The following is a 16,518-nucleotide window of genomic DNA, read 5'->3' as shown; positions in this document are numbered from 1 at the left end:
GATGCAGGTTTCAACTACGGAAACACGCCGCTCGGCCCCTATGCAAAACTTCCTGCTTGTCGTTCTCGCCATCTTTTTGGTTGCTTTGAACGGTTTCTTCGTCGCTGCCGAATTCGGTATCGTCACATTGCGAAAAACGCGGGTGCGCGCCATCGCCAAGACACAGGGACTCAAGGGGCGGATACTCGGCAAGGTGCACGGCGAACTGGATGCTTATCTGTCCGCCTGCCAGCTGGGCATCACGCTGGCCTCGCTGGGCCTGGGCTGGGTCGGTGAGCCAGCCTTCGCCAGCCTGCTGGAGCCGCTGCTGACCCTGGCCGGCATCACCTCGCCCGAGCTGGTGCACGGCATCGCTTTCATCTTCGCGTTTGGCGTGATTTCCTTCCTGCACATCGTGGTCGGGGAACTGGCGCCGAAGTCGATGGCGATCCGCATGCCGGAAGTGGTCGGCCTGTGGAGCGCAATCCCGCTGTACGCTTTCTACTGGGCCATGTACCCCTTCATCTATCTGCTGAACGCCAGCGCCAATATGGTGCTGGGCCTGGCCGGCCTGGCCGGCAAAGGCGGCCATGACAGCCACTATTCGGTGGAAGAATTGAAGCTGATCCTGCGCACCAGCCAGCCGGGCGAAAAATTCAATCAGGACGAACGCAATATCCTGGCCCACTCGCTGGACTTCAGCGACCTGTCGGTGTCCGATCTGATGCGCCCGATTAACGAGGTGATCAGCCTGCATGCGGCGCGCTCGCTCAACGACAATCTGGCCACCATGCTGCGCAACCGCTTCAGCCGCTATCCTTACTATGACAAGGATGGCGAGACGGTGCTCGGTGTGGTGCACCTGAAAGACCTGTTCTTTGCCATGCAATCCGGCAAGCCGATTACCGATCTGGTGCCTTTCCTGCGCCCGGTCGAGACGATTTCCGCCCGCACCCCGGCGCTGGAACAGTTCCGCCGCTTCCGCGACGGCGCGCCGCACTTTGCCCTGATCGGCGAAAAGGGCAAGCGCCCGGTCGGCTTCATCACGCTGGACAATCTGCTGGGCGCCATGGTGGGCGAGATCCACGACGAATTCCGCCTCAACGAGAACGACTGGCTCAAGCAGCCGGACGGCACCCTGATCGGCAAGGCCAGCCTGCCGATCTTTTCGCTGGAGCGCACCCTGGGCATCGACATCGAAAATGAGGAACTGGGCCTGGAAGAGGTAGAATCGGTGGGCGGCCTGATCATGCTGAAACTGGGCGATATCCCGAAACAGGGACAACGCATCAGTTTCCGCGGTTTTGACATCGTCGCCAAGAAAATGAACGGTCCGCGTATCCTGCTGGTCAAGGTCATCCCGAAAGACGATACCGAGGATAACGCCGATCAGGACTGACCGGCGCCCTGGGGCGCCAGGGAGGAGACATGTTAGCCCGATTGATCCTGTGCGGCGCCCTGCTCGGCCTGAGCGCCACGGCGGCCGCCGAACAGCAGGCCTGCGGCCACCTGCGCAGCGCTTTCTATGAATATGGCGCCCTGTACTACAAGGCCGCCGATGGCCGCTGGACCGGCATCGACAAGGATGTGGTGGACGAGGTGGCGCGCCGCATGGGCTGCACCATTGAGGCCTCCACCGATTCGCGGGTGCGCATCTGGGCCGGACTGAGCGGCGGCACCATCGATATGTCGGTGTCGGCGGTGTCGACGCCGGAGCGGGAAAAGATCGGCCGGGTGATCCCCTACCTGTCCGAGCGCAATTACGTGCTGCTGCAAAAGGATGTCAGTGCCCACATCCGCAGCATGGACGACTTCCTGGCCGATCCCGCCATCAAGATCGGCGTGATCAAATCCTTCAAGCATGGCAAGGCCTACGATGCCTGGCTGGAGCGCCTGCGCGCCAAGGGCCGGGTGTACGAGGCGCCCGATTACGAGGCCATGCTGCGCCTGTTCAAGGTAGGCCGGGTGCAGGCCATGATGGCGATCAGCTCCGGCTGGTATCCACTGCTCAAGCAGGAGCAGATGAGCGGCAACTACCGCATCATGGACTGGGCGCCGCCCAAGGATGCCGTGGTGGGCGGCCTGATCCTGTCGCGCCAGCACGTCGACGAGGCGCTGGCCATGCGCTTCCGCCAGACCATCCGCGCCATGCGCGAGGATGGCACGCTCAAGCGCATCTTCGAACGCCATCTGGACGCCGAACTGGCCGCCAGGCTGCTGAACTTTTAAAGTTCGTTGGCGGTCCAGTTGCGCAGCAGGCCGAGGCCGACCGCCAGCAGGGTCGGGCCGATGAACAGGCCGACAAAGCCGAACGCCAGCACGCCGCCCATCACGCCCAGCAGCACCAGGATGAAGGGCAGGCTGCTGCCGCGCGAGATCAGCATCGGCTTGACCACATTGTCGACCCCGCTGATCACAAACATGCCCCACACCAGCATGAAGATGGCCCAGCCGGTGTCGCCATGGTTGAACAGCCAGATGGTGGCGCCGCCCCAGATCAGCGGCGGACCGACCGGTATCAGCGAGAACAGGAAGGTGGCCACCGACAGCAGCGCCACCGCCGGCACGCCGGCAATCAGGAAGCCGACGGCGGCCACCACGGCTTGCGCCAGCGCGGTACCCAGCAGGCCATACATCACGCCGCGCACCGTGCGGCTGACGGTGTCGGCCACGGTAACGGCTTGCTGGCCGATCAGCTTGTCCATGCCGGTGGCCAGCGCCTGCAGGATGGCCGCGCCATCGCGGTACAGGAAGAAGCTGACGAACACGGCCAGGCTGACCTGCGCCACGCCGCTGCCCAGCACCATGCCGCCGCCCAGCAGGACGCGGCGGCCCGGCTCCAGCAGGTTGCGCGCGGCGTTCAGCAGTTCCTCACGGCTGTGCAGCAGCTTGCCGAGGTAGGTGTAGGCGGCCTCGCCCACCACCGGGATATCGCGCAGCCAGGCCGGCGGATCGAGCGTGCCGCTGCCGAGACCGGCCTTGACCTGGTCGTAGAAATCGGAGGCGTTGTCGGCAATGTTCCAGGTAACCAGCGTCAGCGGCACGATGATCAGCAGGGTCAGGCCGATGCTCATCACCAGCGCGGCGATGGTGCGGCGCTGCTTCAGGCGCGCCAGCAGACGCAGGTACAGCGGCCAGCTGGAGATGGTGATGGCGGCCGCAAACAGGATCGCGGCCAGGAACGGCCGCAGCACGATCAGGCAGCCGATCACCAGCAGGATGATGGCGGCCAGACGGGTAAAGGGCTGGAAGCGCTGCTGCATGGATCAGCCCAGCAACAGTTTGATGTCATGCACAGCCGGCGCCACGCCCTGGCCGGAGCGCAGCAGCAGGCGCAGCTTGCCCTGCTTGTCGAACACATAGCTGGCCGCGGTATGGTCCATGGTATAACCGCCCTTGGTGCTGCCTTCCACCTTGTTGTACATCACCTTGAATTCCTTGGCGACAGCGGCGGTCTGCTCCGGCGTGCCGTACAGGCCGAGGAAGCGCTTGTCGAACACCGGCACGTATTCGGCCAGCAACTTTTGCGTATCGCGCTCAGGATCGACGGTAACGAACAGCACCTGCACCTGATCGGCTTGCGGGCCGAGCTGGGTCATGACTTCCGACATTTCGGCCATGGTGGTGGGGCAGACGTCGGGGCACTGGGTATAGCCGAAGAACATCACCACGACTTTCCCCTTGAAATCCGCCATGGTGCGCGGCTTGCCGTTGTGGTCGGTGAGCGCAAAGTCCCTGGCAAATGTCGCGCCGGTCAGGTCGGTGCTTTGAAACGCCGGCTTGGGCGCCTCCCCCTTCTTCTCGCCGCAAGCGGCAAGCAGGGACACAGCAATCAAGGCAAAGGCGAGAACTTTTTTCATCTGCGATGGTCTTTCGGTTGAACTTGTTGAGCTTGAACTGAGTCTGACCAGCATGATACCGCTAGAGGGGGCCATCATGGACGAACGCGACGCCAAAGAAAAAATTCTCACCGCCATCCGCGAATCCAAATACGTGTGGCGCACGGTGAAAGGCATCTCTGATGATACTGGGATAACGCCAGAAACCATTGTGCATCTCCTTGAGACAGCCGACGGTTTTTTGCGCGCTTATCGTCCCAACCCAAAGGGGCAAACGCTCTATACAACGACAGAAAAATATCGGAGAGACGCCCCTTGGACTCAAAAGCTAATGGACGCACTCACGAATAAAGTCGGAGTATGACATGCTTCCCATGATCCCATTACCACCACCCAGCTCGTCCTAATTGCGGGAGCAGGAGGTTTTATTTTGGACATGATGAACTTATGGGAGGACAGCAAAAAACTTAAGGCAGATCGAACGCAAAAAAACCTGGCCTTCTGGATATTCTTCATTTTCTGGCCGCTCGCGGGAGCAGGCCTGGCCACGCTACGCCCGCTTTTAGCTTTCTCAGTCGGCCTTAGCGCTCCCGCCACGTTGCAGGCGATGATTTCAAGGTCTGCGACCGTTCCAGGCCAACCGCCGAAATCAACATCGGAGTAATACTGTCCAAGCTGCCCTGCTCCGCGTCAGATTTTGAAGTAGTGGTCTATCAGCAGGGCCAGGAACAGGAGGCCGAGGTAGATGATGGACCAGGCGAAGGCTTTGCGGGCGATCAGGTCGGTGTAGTGGCGGTAGACTTTCCAGGCGTGGCGCAGGAACACGGCGTTCAGCACGATGGCGCTGACGAGATAGATCAGGCCGCTCATGCGCACGGCGTACGGCAGCAGCGTGGTGGCCGCCAGGGCGATCGAGTACAGCCAGACGTGGAACTGGGTGAATTTCATGCCATGCGTGACCGGCAGCATCGGCAGGCCGGACTTGGCGTAGTCATCGCGGCGGTACAGCGCCAGGGCCCAGAAGTGCGGCGGGGTCCAGACGAAGATGATCAAGACCAGCAGCCAGGCTTCCATCGGCACATCGTTGGCCACCGCCGCCCAGCCCAGCGCCGGCGGCATCGCGCCCGACAGGCCGCCGATGACGATATTCTGCGGCGTGGCCGGCTTCAGAATCATGGTGTAAATAATCGCGTAGCCAAGGAAGGTGACAAAGGTCAGCCACATGGTCAGTGGATTGACCAGCGTGTACAGCACCCACATGCCGGCGCCGCCGATCACCAGCGCAAACACCACGGTCTGCGGCACGGAAATATCGCCCAGCGCCATCGGCCGGCGCGCGGTACGTGCCATGCGCGCATCGATTTCACGCTCGGCCAGGCAGTTGACGGCAAACGCCGCGCCGGTCAGCAGCCAGATGCCCACGGTGGCGTACAACACCAGCGACAACGACGGCAAGCCATCCGCAGTCCCGAGGAACATGCCGATGACGGCGCAGAACACGGCCATCATGGTGACGCGCGGTTTGGTCAGCGCCCAAAATTGCGAGGCGCGGTTCTGGTGTTTGGTGGTTACGGTTTGCGTGGTCATGAGGGAAACTTATTCAATGCCGTACCGTCGACGCGGGAGGATGCGAAGCGCCTGAAGCTGCTTTTTTTGCAATGTCGTACTGGTACTTAGCCTTGTAGTTTAACATGGTCAGCAAAAGTACCAGCAGCGCCGCCCCGGCATTGTGCAGCACCGCGATGGTCAGCGGGAAGCTCAGGTAGATGGTGGCCACGCCGGTCAGGAGCTGCGCCGCCAGCGTCAGGGCGATGTAACGGGCGGTTTTGTGCAGGGCATCGTGCCCCCACGCGCGCCAGGCCGCATAGCCCGCCACCAGCGCCACGATGAAGCCGAAATTGCGGTGCACCCAGTGGATCGCGGTCAGCGCCGAGAATGGCAGGTAGTGGCCGGCAGCGGTCTTGCCCAGCTCGCGCCACAGGGTGAAGCCGTGCTCGAAGTCCATCTCCGGCACCACCTTGCCGCCGCACAGCGGGAAATCGGTGCAGGCCAGGGTGGCGTAATTGGTGCTGGTCCAGCCGCCCAGCGCCAGTTGCACCAACAGCAAGCTTGCCGCCACGCCGGCCAGGATGCGGATCTTGCGCATGGCCGGCGGCGAGGCGCTCACCAGCGTGCGCGGCGCGATCAGGTGGTTCTGGCGGCCGCCGTACCACACCAGCATGGACAGCAAGCCCATGCCCAGCAGCAGGTGGATGGTGACGATCACCGGCTGCAGCTTCAGGGTCACGGTCCAGGCGCCAAACGCGCCCTGCAGGCAGACAAAGAAAAACAGCGCGGTCGGCATCCATGGCGCGTATTCGACGCGCCGCGTCTTGCGCCACTGATACCAGGACTGCGCCATCATCGCCACGATCAGCACGCCGATGCACATGGCCAGGTAGCGGTGGATCATCTCGATCCAGGCCTTGACCACGGTGACCGGGCCGGTCGGCATCAGGGTTTCGGCGGCAACAATCTGCTCATGGGCCAGGAAGGGATTGGCGGCGCCATAGCAGCCCGGCCAGTCCGGACAGCCGAGTCCGGAATCGGTCAGGCGCGTAAACGCGCCAAACACGATCAGGTCAAACGTCAGAAACACGCTCACCCACACCAGCTTGCGGTATTTATTGGCGTCCGACGAAGTCCAGACGATGGTGGCCGGCAGCAGCGCGATCAGCAGCGCCGTGACCGCCATTTGTGCAAGAGTGAGGTGCATACAAATTAACCTATGGCCGAAGCCTTCAACAATTTGGCGATGTCCTTGTGGACCCGCTTCACTTTTTCAATATCGCTGGACACCGCCCCTTTCGGGAAGCGCATCATCAGATTGCCCAGCGGGTCGATCAGGTACACATGATCAGCGGCCTTGTCCGCCACGCCGCTTTCCAGCGGCAGCCACTTCTCCAGCACGCCGGCCGGCGCGCGCAGCATGCGGGTGCCGTCGTTGACGCGCAGCAGCATGGTGTCCAGCGGCTGATCGTCGGTGATCAGCCAGACCCGCTCGATGCGGCCCATTTCCTTGCCCTGCATGGTGCGCAACTGGCGCATGGCAAACAGCTGGTCCTGGCACTCCTGCTGGCAGTCGGACGGCCCCACCTTCAGCATGATCCACTTGCCCTTGTAGTCCTCCAGCCTGGCCGGCTTGCCGTCCAGCGTGGTGCTGGCCATGGCCGGGATCGGATACTGGCGCGGATCGATCAGCGCGCCGTAATTGGTGACGCCGCCCTTGGGCTTGATCACGTAATAAGTGAAGTATGACGCAATCAGCGGCGCCGCGCACACGGCCAGCACCGCGAACAGTTTCCAGCGCCCACGGCCTTGCTTACTTGGTTTTTCCACGTCTGAATCCATTCGCTACAAAAAAGATAACCGCCATCGCCGCCAGCGCATACCACTGGAAGGCGTAGCCTTGATGTTTTTCCACGCCCAGCGCCGGCGCCGGCCAGTCGCGCACCATCTGCGCATCGTCGCCGGACGGCTGGGCCGGGGCGCCCTGCTCCAGCACAAACGGCTGCATGGTCAGGCCGCTGTCCTTGGCCAGTTGCAGGGGATCGGCATTTTGCACGATGGCATTTGGCGTCAGCGGCGGTGCGCTGCCCAATTGCATCACATGGCCTGCATTCAGGCGCGCCACGCCCTGCAGCGTCACCTCGCCGTCCGGGGTGGCATAGGCCGGCAGCCTGTCGCGCACGGCCGGATCGCGCGGCAGCCAGCCGCGCGCCACCAGCACATGCATATTCGAGCCTGATATTTTAAACGGCATCAGCAGGTAGAAACCGGCCCGGCCCTGATATGGACGGTTGTCCAGATAGACCGGCCAGTTGCGCACGAAGGTGCCGCGCGCGGTCACGCGGCGGTAGGCCACCGCGTCGGCCGCCAGTGGCGCACCGTCCAGCACCAGCGGCGCGGCCTGGGCGCCCTGCGCCAGCTTTTCCTGCAACGCGATTTTCTGTTCGGCACGGCGGGTTTGCCAGTTGCCGAGTTGTATGCCAAGGGCCGCCACCAGCACCGTGGCCACGAAAGGAATCAATTTAAAGCGGAACGCCATTACAATGGAACCTCGATCAAATCACCGCTCCTTCATGCCATGAAAATTGCCGTTGCCATCGCGTTCATCCTGATCATCGGCAGCCTGGGGGCGGCATTCTTTTTCCTGATGCGCGACAAGGGCCGCAGCAACAACACCGTGCGCGCGCTGGCGGTGCGCGTGGCGCTGTCGATCACCCTGTTCCTGCTGATCCTGCTGGCCTACCGGCTCGGCTACATCCACCCGACCGGCATCCGCACCGGATAAAAAAAAGCCGCACCGGAGTGCGGCTTTGGTGTCTCTGGAGTTTACAGCCAGTACACCACGACGTACAAGCCCAGCCAGACCACGTCCACAAAGTGCCAGTACCAGGCCGCGCCTTCAAACGCGAAGTGGTGGTCCGGCGTGAAGTGGCCGCGCAGCACGCGGTACAGCACCACCGACAGCATGATCGCGCCCATGGTCACGTGGAAGCCGTGGAAGCCGGTCAGCATGAAGAAGGTGGAACCGTAGATGCCCGAGGTCAGTTTCAGGTTCAGTTCGGTGTAAGCGTGGTGGTATTCATACGCCTGGAAACCCATGAAGACCGCGCCCAGCAGGATGGTGGCAAACAGCCAGATCGCGGTTTGCGCGCGGTGGCCGGCACGCAGCGCGTGGTGGGCGATGGTCAGCGTCACGCCCGAGGTCAGCAGCAGCGCGGTGTTGATGGTCGGAATCGGGAACGGCCCCATGGTCTTGAACTCTTCCACCGTGCCGGCCGGGCCGACATTGCCCCAATGGGCGGCGAAGTCCGGCCAGATGAACTTGTGGTCCAGGTCCGACAGCCACGGCATGGTGATGGTGCGCGCGTAGAACAGCGCGCCAAAGAAGGCGCCAAAGAACATCACCTCCGAGAAGATGAACCAGCCCATCGACCAGCGGTAGGAATGGTCGATGCGCTGGCTGTACAAGCCGCCCTCGGATTCCTTGATGGCGTCGCCAAACCAGAAGTACAGCACAATCAGCGTGGCCACGATGCCAAGCAGATTGGCGGCCGGCCCCCACGCGGCGTCATTGACCCAGCCGGAAGCGCCGGCCATGGTCACCAGCAGGGACATGCCCGCCAGCAGCGGCCAGCGCGATGGGCCGGGCACGAAGTAATACGGTGCAGTGCCGCCGTGCGTATGTGTGGAACTCATCTTCATCTCCCTAATCAACTTTTATTGAGCTACTACGAGTTTGACGATAGTTATCAGTAAACCTATGAACACAGCCACCGCCAGCAAGGCCGCGACGATGATGTGGAGCGGGTTCATGCCCTGCTGGTCCTCATCGAAATCGCGCTTGCGGCGCAGGCCGACAAACGACCACAGCACGGCCTTGACCGAATACAGGAAGCCGGGCTTCTTGCTCATCAGTTGGCCGCCGTCTTGACCAGGCCGCCGCCCACCTCGAAGAAGGTGTACGACAGCGTGATGGTTTTGACGTCCTTCGGCAGTTTCGGATCGATGTAAAACACCACCGGCATCTGCCGCGCTTCATTCGCTTTCAGCGTTTGCTGCTTGAAGCAGAAACACTCCACTTTCAGGAAATACGGCGTCGCGCTTTGCGGCGCGTAGCTGGGAATGGCTTGCGCATGCATCTCGCGCTTTTGCGTGTTGACCACTTCATACATCACCGTGGTCAGCTCGCCCGGATGCACCTTCATGCTGTTGACCGTGGGGCGGAAGCGCCATGGTCCCTGGGCATTGCCGTCGAACTCGATGGTCACATCGCGGGTTGTATCCACCTGCGTGTTCTTGTCGAATTCCACCGTGCCATCCTTCTGCGTCAGCACGTTCAGCCCCAGCGCTTCGCAGATCTGGCGGTAGAACGGGTTGAGCGCATACGCAAAGCCGAACATCACGACCGCGATGATGATCAGCTTGCGCAGCAGGACGCGATTTTCCATGTCAGCTCAGCCAGATCCGTTTGACAAACACTGACACAAAGAAGAACAAGGCCAGCCCGCCCAGGATCAGGGCGGTGCGCACATTGTTCGGTTTATTCCGGCTGGCCATGATTATTTGAACTGCGGTGGTGTTTCAAAGGTGTGGAACGGCGCCGGCGACGGCACGGTCCACTCCAGGCCTTCCGCGCCTTCCCATGGCTTGGCTTCGGCTTTCTTGCCGCCACGGATGGTCGGGATGATCACGCCAAACAGGAAGAACACCTGCGACAGGCCGAAACCAAACGCGCCGATGGTGGCAATCATATTGAAGTCGGTGAACTGCGCCGAGTAGTCGGCGTAGCGGCGCGGCATGCCGGCCAGACCCAGGAAGTGCATCGGGAAGAAGGTGATGTTGAAGGTGATCAGCGACAGCCAGAAGTGCGCCTTGCCCATGGTCTCGTTGTACATGTGGCCGGTCCATTTCGGCGACCAGTAGTAGAAGCCGGCAAACAGCGCGAACAGCGAGCCGGCCACCAGCACGTAGTGGAAGTGCGCCACCACGTAGTAGGTATCCTGCAGCTGGATGTCGATCGGGGTCACCGCCAGGATCAGGCCGGTGAAGCCGCCGATGGTGAACACGAAGATGAAGCCGACCGCGAACAGCATCGGGGTTTCAAAGGTCATCGAACCGCGCCACATGGTGGCGATCCAGTTGAATACCTTGACGCCGGTCGGCACCGCGATCAGCATGGTGGCGTACATGAAGAACAGCTGCGAGGTCACCGGCATGCCGGTGGTGAACATGTGGTGCGCCCAGACGATGAACGACAGGATCGCGATCGACGCGGTGGCGTACACCATCGAGGCGTAGCCGAACAGCTGCTTGCGGGCAAAGGCTGGCAGAATCTGCGACACGATGCCGAACGCCGGCAGAATCATGATGTACACCTCCGGGTGGCCGAAGAACCAGAAGATGTGCTGGTACATGACCGGGTCGCCGCCGGCGGCCGCGTTGAAGAAGGTGGTGCCGAAGTGGCGGTCGGTCAGGGTCATGGTGATGGCGCCTGCCAGCACCGGCATCACGGCGATCAGCAGGTAGGCGGTGATCAGCCAGGTCCAGCAAAACATCGGCATCTTCATCAGCGTCATGCCGGGAGCGCGCATGTTGAGGATGGTGACGATGATGTTGATCGAGCCCATGATCGACGACGCGCCCATCAGGTGCATGGCGAAAATACCCATGTCCATGCCCGGCCCCATCTGCGTCGACAGCGGCGCGTACAGCGTCCAGCCGGCCGCGGTGGCGCCGCCCGGCACCAGGAACGAGGTGGCCAGCAGCAGCGCCGCCGGCGGCAGCAGCCAGAACGAGAAGTTGTTCATGCGGGCAAACGCCATGTCCGAGGCGCCGATCTGTAGCGGGATCATCCAGTTGGCGAAGCCGACGAAGGCCGGCATGATGGCGCCAAACACCATCACCAGGCCGTGCATGGTGGTCAGCTGGTTGAAGAACTCCGGCTGGAAGAACTGCAGGCCCGGCTTGAACAGCTCGGTGCGGATGCCCAGCGCCAGCACGCCGCCCGACAGCAGCATGACGAAGGAGAACCACAGGTACAGCGTGCCGATATCCTTGTGGTTGGTAGCGAACAGCCAGCGCGACAGGCCATGCGGATGGTCGTGTGCGTGATCGTGGTCGTGTGCGTGATCCAAAGTGCTCGTGCTCATGTTGTAACGCTCCTGATTACTTACGTGCAGCCACGATTTCGGCTGGTTGAACGATGTTCTCGGCGGCCTTGTTCGACCAGCTATTGCGGGTGTAAGTGATCACAGCCGCGATATCCGTATCCGACAGTTGCTTCCAAGCTGGCATTTCGGCGGGATATTTCCCGCTCTTCTTACCGTGCAGCAGAACGTTGATCTGTTCCGCCTTGGGACCATTCACCACTTCCGAGCCGTCCAGCGGCGCGAAGGCGCCGGCCACACCCTTGCCGTTGGCCTGGTGGCACACCGCGCAGTTGGTGTTGTAGACTTTTTCGCCCTTGGTTTTCAGCTCATCGATGGTCCAGGTCTTGTTAGGATCATCGGCCAGCGCGGCCATTTCTTTTTTCTTGCCGTCGACCCAGGTCTTGTACTCGGCGTCGGTCACCACGCGCACCACGATCGGCATGAAGGCGTGCTCCTTGCCGCACAGTTCCGAGCAATAGCCGCGGAAGGTGCCGGTGTGCTCGGCCTTGAACCAGGTGTCGCGCACGAAGCCCGGAATCGCATCCTGCTTGACGGCAAAGGCCGGGATCGACCACGAGTGGATCACATCGTTGGCGGTGGTGATCAGGCGGATCTTGCGGTGCACCGGCACCACCACCTCATTATCGACTTCCATCAGATAGTTGTCGCCGCGCTTCTCGGTCGGCGCAAAGCCCGGCGCGCCCACTTGCGCGCGCGGGGTGGACAGGTTGGACAGGAAGGAAATGCCTTCGCCCTCGCCCTTCAGATAATCGTAGCCCCACTTCCACTGCATGCCGGTGACCTTGATGGTGATGTCGGCGTTGGAAGTGTCCTTCATGCCGACCACGGTGCGGGTGGCGGGCAGCGCCATGCCGATCACGATCAGGAACGGCACGATGGTCCAGGCCACCTCGACGGCGGTGGATTCGTGGAAGGTGGCGGGCTTGTGGCCGAGCGACTTGCGGTGCTTGAAAATGGAATAGAACATCACGCCAAACACAGCGATGAAAATGACCAGGCAGACGCCCATCATCCAGTTGTGCAGGCTATAGACTTCGGTAGCGATTTGGGTGGCGGGAGGTTGCAGGTTCAGTTCATTGGCGACCGGTCCGCCAGTGCCGCCGGTGGCGGCGGCGTAGGTGCCAGTGCTTGCTGCGGTCTCAGCTGCCCACGCTGGCAGACCGGCCGCCAGCATCGACAATCCGAGCATCAACGCTTGAAGTCGCTTCGCATGTTTCATGTTTTCCCCAACTGCCCAAGAAATTAAAATATTTTTTTAACGTCTTACCGGCTATCGGTGAACTGAACCGGCGACGCTCCTTAAACAACTGACGCCAGTGTGTGCCGCAACCTGCCACGGGACAACGCCGACGCTCGATTCTGCTTAATTCAACTGCTCGTTCGTGCTCGATGTAACCTGATTTTGCCTGGCGTCGCGGGTTTATAGCTGGCGACGTGACATGCTGGCAAAATTAGTGAATGATTATATAGAACAAAAACGAGCCACATCAAGAAATAATCGATTTCACAACTAGGGTGTGCCACAGGACCTTACGCCGCATGGCAACATACCGTCCCCTCTCAGCGCGGCTTGCGCGGCGGATCGAAACGGATGATGGCTTCGCCCTTGGAAGTCAGCTTGGGGGCGGGCCGGAAGGCGTGACCGTAGATAACTTCAAAGGTCAGGCCGAGTTTCCCATCGGAACGACGACCACGCTCCAGCGTGTCCAGCATACGCTGCCAGGCCGCCTTGCCCATCATGCTGCGGCGCAATGTCGTCAGCGGATTACCGCCCAGGGCGCGCACGTCGGACAACAACGCTTTGGGCGTGTCATAGGTCACCGTGATGGTTTCCATGTCCAGCACCGGGGTGGAAAAACCGGCTTCCACCAGCTGATCGCCGAAATCATGCATATCGACGAAAGGCAGCACATGCGGCGCCAGATCGGCCTCGGCAAAGGCACTGCGCAGCTCGCGCAGCGAATCCGGGCCGAAGCAGGAAAACATCAGCAGGCTGTTCACGCGCAGCACGCGGCGCCATTCGGCAAATACGCGGTCCGGCTGCGGGTGCCAGTGCAGCGCCAGGTTGGACCAGACCAGATCCAGCGAGTTCGGTCCCAGTGGCAAGTCAGCAAAATCGCCGCACAGCAGATCGACGCCGCTTTTGGACGGCAACAGCTTGCTCAGCAACTGATTCAGCGAGGACGACCTGGCGCCGGGAGCTTGGGCGGCGCGCAGCATGGCTGGGGCGGCGTCCAGGCCCAGGATCTGGGCGGCGGGATAAGCTTTTTGCAACAACGGCAGATCGGCGCCGGTGCCGCAACCGGCATCCAAAACGCGCTGAGGCGCTATTTTAATCAATTCCAGCCGGTCGAACATGCGGGAAGATACCTCACGACGCAGGAAATCGGCGGGCGCGACACGTTCAGGGCGGGAAAACAGCTGGCGGACGCGCTCCAGATCGATGGGCGCGCTCAATTTGGGCGGATTAGCGGGGACTTGCATGGTGATGAATCAATGTAATGCGATAATGTCGGCAGTGTACATGGTTGCACGCGATCGCGACGGCTGCCGGTCTGGTTTTCGGCGTGGCCGCGTGGCATGAATGACAAGATAGCCCGAGCGGCAAGCTGGGGCCGCGCCCTGCTGCGGCAGTTGCTGCCGAACAGCTGCGCCCTGTGCGGCGGCGCCAGCGACGACGCGTTGTGCGCGGGCTGCGAGGCCCAAATCTTCGGCCCCGCCGCCGCCCTCGTCCGCTGCCCGCGCTGCGCCAACCCGCTGCCAGATTCGGGGTCAGCTCTGTCATTCGGACACGGCCTCGACAGTACTCCGGGGTCAGGTCCGCCATTTCTACACGGCCCCGACAGTAGACTGTGCGGAAAGTGCCTGGCCGATCCGCCGGCGTTCGACCGCACGCTGGTCGCGGCTGATTACGCTTTACCTGTCGACCAACTGGTCTTGCAGCTAAAATTCGGCCACCGCCTGGCACTGGCCCCGCTGTGCGCCCGGCTGCTGCGCGACGCCGTGCTGTCGCACCCGGACTACACCCTGCCCGCCCTGCTGTGTGCGGTGCCGCTGGGGCCGCGGCGGCTGGCGGAACGCGGCTACAACCAGGCGCTGGAAATCGCCCGGCCATTGGCGCGCAGCATGGGTGTCGCCCTGCATGCGCAATTGGTCATGCGCGTGAATGAAACCGCCGCCCAGAGCAGCGTCACGCCCGAGCAGCGCCGGCAAAACATCGCCGGCGCCTTCGTGGTGCCGGATGCTGCGCTGGTGGCTGGCCGCCATATCGGCGTCGTTGACGACGTCATGACCAGCGGCCAGACATTGCATGAACTGGCGGCCACATTGAAGCGCCACGGCGCCGCGTGCGTGAGCAACCTCGTGTTCGCGCGCACGCCGCCACATTAGAGAAAGAGAAAAGAGCATGTTTCACGTCGTCCTGGTCCATCCAGAAATCCCGCCGAACACCGGCAACGTCATCCGCCTGTGCGCCAACACCGGCGCGCAGCTGCACCTGATCGAACCGCTGGGCTTCCCGCTGGAAGACTCCAAGCTCAAGCGTGCCGGCCTTGACTACCACGAGTACGCGCGCATGAAAGTGCACAAGGACTGGGACGCCTTCCTGGCCGACACCCAACCCGATCCGGCGCGCATGTACGCCATGACCACGCACGGGTCGTCGCCATTCGCGCAATGCAGCTTCCAGCCGGGCGACGTGTTCGTGTTCGGTTCCGAGACCGCCGGGCTGCCGGTGGCGCTGCGCGAAAGCTTCCCGCCGGCCCAGCGCATCCGCCTGCCGATGCGTCCGGACAACCGCAGCATGAACCTGTCCAACACCGTCGCCGTCGTCGTGTTCGAAGCCTGGCGCCAGAACGGCTACGCCGGCGGTGCCTGAATTCGGGGTCAGCTCTGACATTCGGACACGCAGCGTGTAAGTTTGATCGCGCGCAAAACGCCTCACCGCCCGCTCAGCTGCAGCCGTCTCCTGACGTATTGAGATACATCAAACATCTTGCGTGCGTGTCCGAATGTCAGAGCTGACCCCGATTTTGGGGTGCGCGTGCAGCCACACGGCGCCGGCCACACCGGCGATCAGCAGCACGATCGCCAGCAGTTCCAGTGGACGTGGCGCTTGATGCTGGTAGATAAAGCCGTACAGCAGGCCGAACAGGGTTTCAAACAGCAGCAGCTGGCCGGACAACGTGACCGGCACGCGCCGGCTGGCGATGTTCCACAGCTGGTTGCCAATCACCGACGCACCCAGCGCGACTACCGAGACGATCATCCAGAAACGCAGCCAGTCGCGCTGCGCACCGCCTTCGCCCGGCCCGCCAGTGCCCCCCAGCGCAAGCACCACCGCGCCCAGCGCCAACGCCACCACGCCCGTGCTGATGCCATACAGGCCGGACCACTCGGCGCCGCTGAAATGCAAATTGCGCTTGAGGAAGCGGGCGTTGTCGACCGCGTACCAGGTCCAGCACAGCAGCGCGCCGAACGCGCACAGCATGCCCAGCGCGACCATCGGCCACGGCTGGCCGCCGGCTTTCGCATGGCTGAAGACGTCGATGTTGATGCAGACGATGCCCGCCACCACCAGCGCCAGCGGCCATGCCAGCGCGCGCAGCGGCAGCGCGCCGTGATCACGCCGCCCCAGCAAGGTCACGCTCAAGGGCAGCAAGCCGATAATCAGGGACGCCGCCGCCACGCCAGCCAGTTGCACCCCGGTCGACAGCAGCAGGTAGTAGACGATGTTCCCGGCCAGCGCATGCCGCAGCAGCACCAGGCAGTCATTGCGCGTCAGCCGGCGCAGCAACGGGCGCAAACGCGGCGCCAGCAGCACCAGCGTGATCAGGCCATACGCCAGATAGCGCCCCAGCGCCAGCTCCACCGGCGAGAATTCCGCCAGCCAGCGCGGCATCACAAAAATCATGCCCCAGAAGGCGCCGGCCGTCAGGCCGCATAAAACTCCGTACCACATGTCAGTCTCCTTTCGGCAGACA

The 16,518-nt window shown here is 62.3% G+C and carries 20 protein-coding genes; 6 read left to right on the top strand and 14 right to left on the bottom strand.

Going from position 1 to position 16,518, the window contains the following annotated elements; genetic code table 11:
* Positions 1 to 40: 40 nt before the first annotated feature.
* Both ABDW57_RS10115 and ABDW57_RS10110 read left to right on the top strand, forming a co-directional pair.
* Positions 41 to 1,378 (top strand): hemolysin family protein, encoded by a 1,338-nt coding sequence (locus ABDW57_RS10115; protein WP_343730077.1) that lies wholly within the window; start codon positions 41 to 43, stop codon positions 1,376 to 1,378.
* Positions 1,379 to 1,407: 29 nt separating this feature from the next.
* A complete protein-coding gene (locus ABDW57_RS10110; protein WP_343730076.1) occupies positions 1,408 to 2,208 on the top strand; it encodes a transporter substrate-binding domain-containing protein in 801 nt (266 codons plus the stop codon).
* Here the strand turns inward: ABDW57_RS10110 and ABDW57_RS10105 are convergent.
* Together ABDW57_RS10105 and ABDW57_RS10100 are read right to left on the bottom strand one after the other, a co-directional pair.
* Complete coding sequence (locus ABDW57_RS10105; protein ID WP_343730075.1) at positions 2,205 to 3,242, bottom strand: AI-2E family transporter; 1,038 nt, start codon at positions 3,240 to 3,242, stop codon at positions 2,205 to 2,207. The genes ABDW57_RS10110 and ABDW57_RS10105 overlap by 4 nt on opposite strands.
* A gap of 3 nt (positions 3,243 to 3,245) precedes the next feature.
* Positions 3,246 to 3,839 (bottom strand): SCO family protein, encoded by a 594-nt coding sequence (locus ABDW57_RS10100; RefSeq protein WP_343730074.1) that lies wholly within the window; start codon positions 3,837 to 3,839, stop codon positions 3,246 to 3,248.
* Between the two features lie 76 nt (positions 3,840 to 3,915).
* On the opposite strand from ABDW57_RS10100, the gene ABDW57_RS10095 reads away from it, so the two are divergent.
* Positions 3,916 to 4,182, top strand: coding sequence for a hypothetical protein (locus ABDW57_RS10095; RefSeq protein WP_343730073.1), 267 nt, complete (start codon positions 3,916 to 3,918; stop codon positions 4,180 to 4,182).
* A gap of 326 nt (positions 4,183 to 4,508) precedes the next feature.
* Here the strand turns inward: ABDW57_RS10095 and cyoE are convergent, their stop codons facing one another.
* Genes cyoE through ABDW57_RS10075 form a run of 4 tightly spaced genes read right to left on the bottom strand, consistent with a single transcriptional unit; the run spans position 4,509 to position 7,911 of the window.
* Positions 4,509 to 5,405 (bottom strand): heme o synthase, encoded by an 897-nt coding sequence (gene cyoE, locus ABDW57_RS10090; protein ID WP_343730072.1) that lies wholly within the window; start codon positions 5,403 to 5,405, stop codon positions 4,509 to 4,511.
* A gap of 13 nt (positions 5,406 to 5,418) precedes the next feature.
* Positions 5,419 to 6,573: a COX15/CtaA family protein gene (locus ABDW57_RS10085; RefSeq protein ID WP_343730071.1), complete on the bottom strand. Its 1,155-nt coding sequence runs from the start codon at positions 6,571 to 6,573 to the stop codon at positions 5,419 to 5,421.
* A 5-nt stretch (positions 6,574 to 6,578) separates the two neighbouring features.
* Positions 6,579 to 7,208, bottom strand: a complete 630-nt coding sequence (locus ABDW57_RS10080; RefSeq protein WP_343730070.1) for a cytochrome C oxidase subunit I — start codon at positions 7,206 to 7,208, stop codon at positions 6,579 to 6,581.
* A complete protein-coding gene (locus ABDW57_RS10075) occupies positions 7,180 to 7,911 on the bottom strand; it encodes an SURF1 family protein (RefSeq protein WP_343730329.1) in 732 nt (243 codons plus the stop codon). Before ABDW57_RS10075 ends, ABDW57_RS10080 begins: the two co-directional genes overlap by 29 nt.
* Before the next feature lie 33 nt (positions 7,912 to 7,944).
* Between ABDW57_RS10075 and ABDW57_RS10070 the strand changes: the two genes are divergently transcribed.
* A complete protein-coding gene (locus tag ABDW57_RS10070; protein ID WP_176646159.1) occupies positions 7,945 to 8,151 on the top strand; it encodes a twin transmembrane helix small protein in 207 nt (68 codons plus the stop codon).
* Between the two features lie 41 nt (positions 8,152 to 8,192).
* Here ABDW57_RS10070 and ABDW57_RS10065 read toward each other — a convergent pair whose 3' ends face one another.
* The 7 genes from ABDW57_RS10065 to ABDW57_RS10035 form a co-directional block, all read right to left on the bottom strand.
* The gene (locus ABDW57_RS10065; protein ID WP_343730069.1) at positions 8,193 to 9,062 is read right to left on the bottom strand and encodes a cytochrome c oxidase subunit 3; all 870 of its coding nucleotides are present in this window, start codon (positions 9,060 to 9,062) and stop codon (positions 8,193 to 8,195) included.
* Between the two features lie 21 nt (positions 9,063 to 9,083).
* Entirely contained in the window at positions 9,084 to 9,278 is a 195-nt protein-coding gene (locus ABDW57_RS10060) for a DUF2970 domain-containing protein (protein WP_176646157.1), read from the bottom strand.
* Complete coding sequence (locus ABDW57_RS10055; protein ID WP_343730068.1) at positions 9,278 to 9,814, bottom strand: cytochrome c oxidase assembly protein; 537 nt, start codon at positions 9,812 to 9,814, stop codon at positions 9,278 to 9,280. Before ABDW57_RS10055 ends, ABDW57_RS10060 begins: the two co-directional genes overlap by 1 nt.
* A 1-nt stretch (position 9,815) precedes the next feature.
* Entirely contained in the window at positions 9,816 to 9,923 is a 108-nt protein-coding gene (locus tag ABDW57_RS10050; RefSeq protein WP_218106232.1) for a cytochrome oxidase small assembly protein, read from the bottom strand.
* Between the two features lie 2 nt (positions 9,924 to 9,925).
* Positions 9,926 to 11,515: a cytochrome c oxidase subunit I gene (ctaD, locus tag ABDW57_RS10045; RefSeq protein ID WP_176646155.1), complete on the bottom strand. Its 1,590-nt coding sequence runs from the start codon at positions 11,513 to 11,515 to the stop codon at positions 9,926 to 9,928.
* A 16-nt stretch (positions 11,516 to 11,531) separates the two neighbouring features.
* Positions 11,532 to 12,755 (bottom strand): cytochrome c oxidase subunit II, encoded by a 1,224-nt coding sequence (gene coxB / locus ABDW57_RS10040; RefSeq protein ID WP_343730067.1) that lies wholly within the window; start codon positions 12,753 to 12,755, stop codon positions 11,532 to 11,534.
* A 341-nt stretch (positions 12,756 to 13,096) separates the two neighbouring features.
* Positions 13,097 to 14,020, bottom strand: a complete 924-nt coding sequence (locus ABDW57_RS10035) for a methyltransferase domain-containing protein (RefSeq protein WP_343730066.1) — start codon at positions 14,018 to 14,020, stop codon at positions 13,097 to 13,099.
* 96 nt (positions 14,021 to 14,116) lie between these two features.
* Here ABDW57_RS10035 and ABDW57_RS10030 point away from each other — a divergent pair, with 96 nt between their 5' ends.
* Positions 14,117 to 14,926, top strand: a complete 810-nt coding sequence (locus ABDW57_RS10030) for a ComF family protein (RefSeq protein WP_343730065.1) — start codon at positions 14,117 to 14,119, stop codon at positions 14,924 to 14,926.
* 16 nt (positions 14,927 to 14,942) lie between these two features.
* Positions 14,943 to 15,413, top strand: coding sequence for a tRNA (uridine(34)/cytosine(34)/5-carboxymethylaminomethyluridine(34)-2'-O)-methyltransferase TrmL (gene trmL / locus ABDW57_RS10025; protein WP_343730064.1), 471 nt, complete (start codon positions 14,943 to 14,945; stop codon positions 15,411 to 15,413).
* 108 nt (positions 15,414 to 15,521) lie between these two features.
* Here trmL and ABDW57_RS10020 read toward each other — a convergent pair whose 3' ends face one another.
* Positions 15,522 to 16,496 carry a DMT family transporter gene (locus tag ABDW57_RS10020; protein ID WP_343730063.1) on the bottom strand — a complete coding sequence of 325 codons (975 nt, stop codon included), beginning with the start codon at positions 16,494 to 16,496 and terminating at the stop codon, positions 15,522 to 15,524.
* Positions 16,497 to 16,518: the final 22 nt, after the last annotated feature.

This window comes from Duganella sp. (assembly GCF_039595735.1).
Classification (GTDB): domain Bacteria; phylum Pseudomonadota; class Gammaproteobacteria; order Burkholderiales; family Burkholderiaceae_D; genus Rugamonas.
The sequence above is the reverse complement of the archived record's forward strand: the minus strand, read 5'-3'. Positions and strand labels throughout refer to the sequence as shown.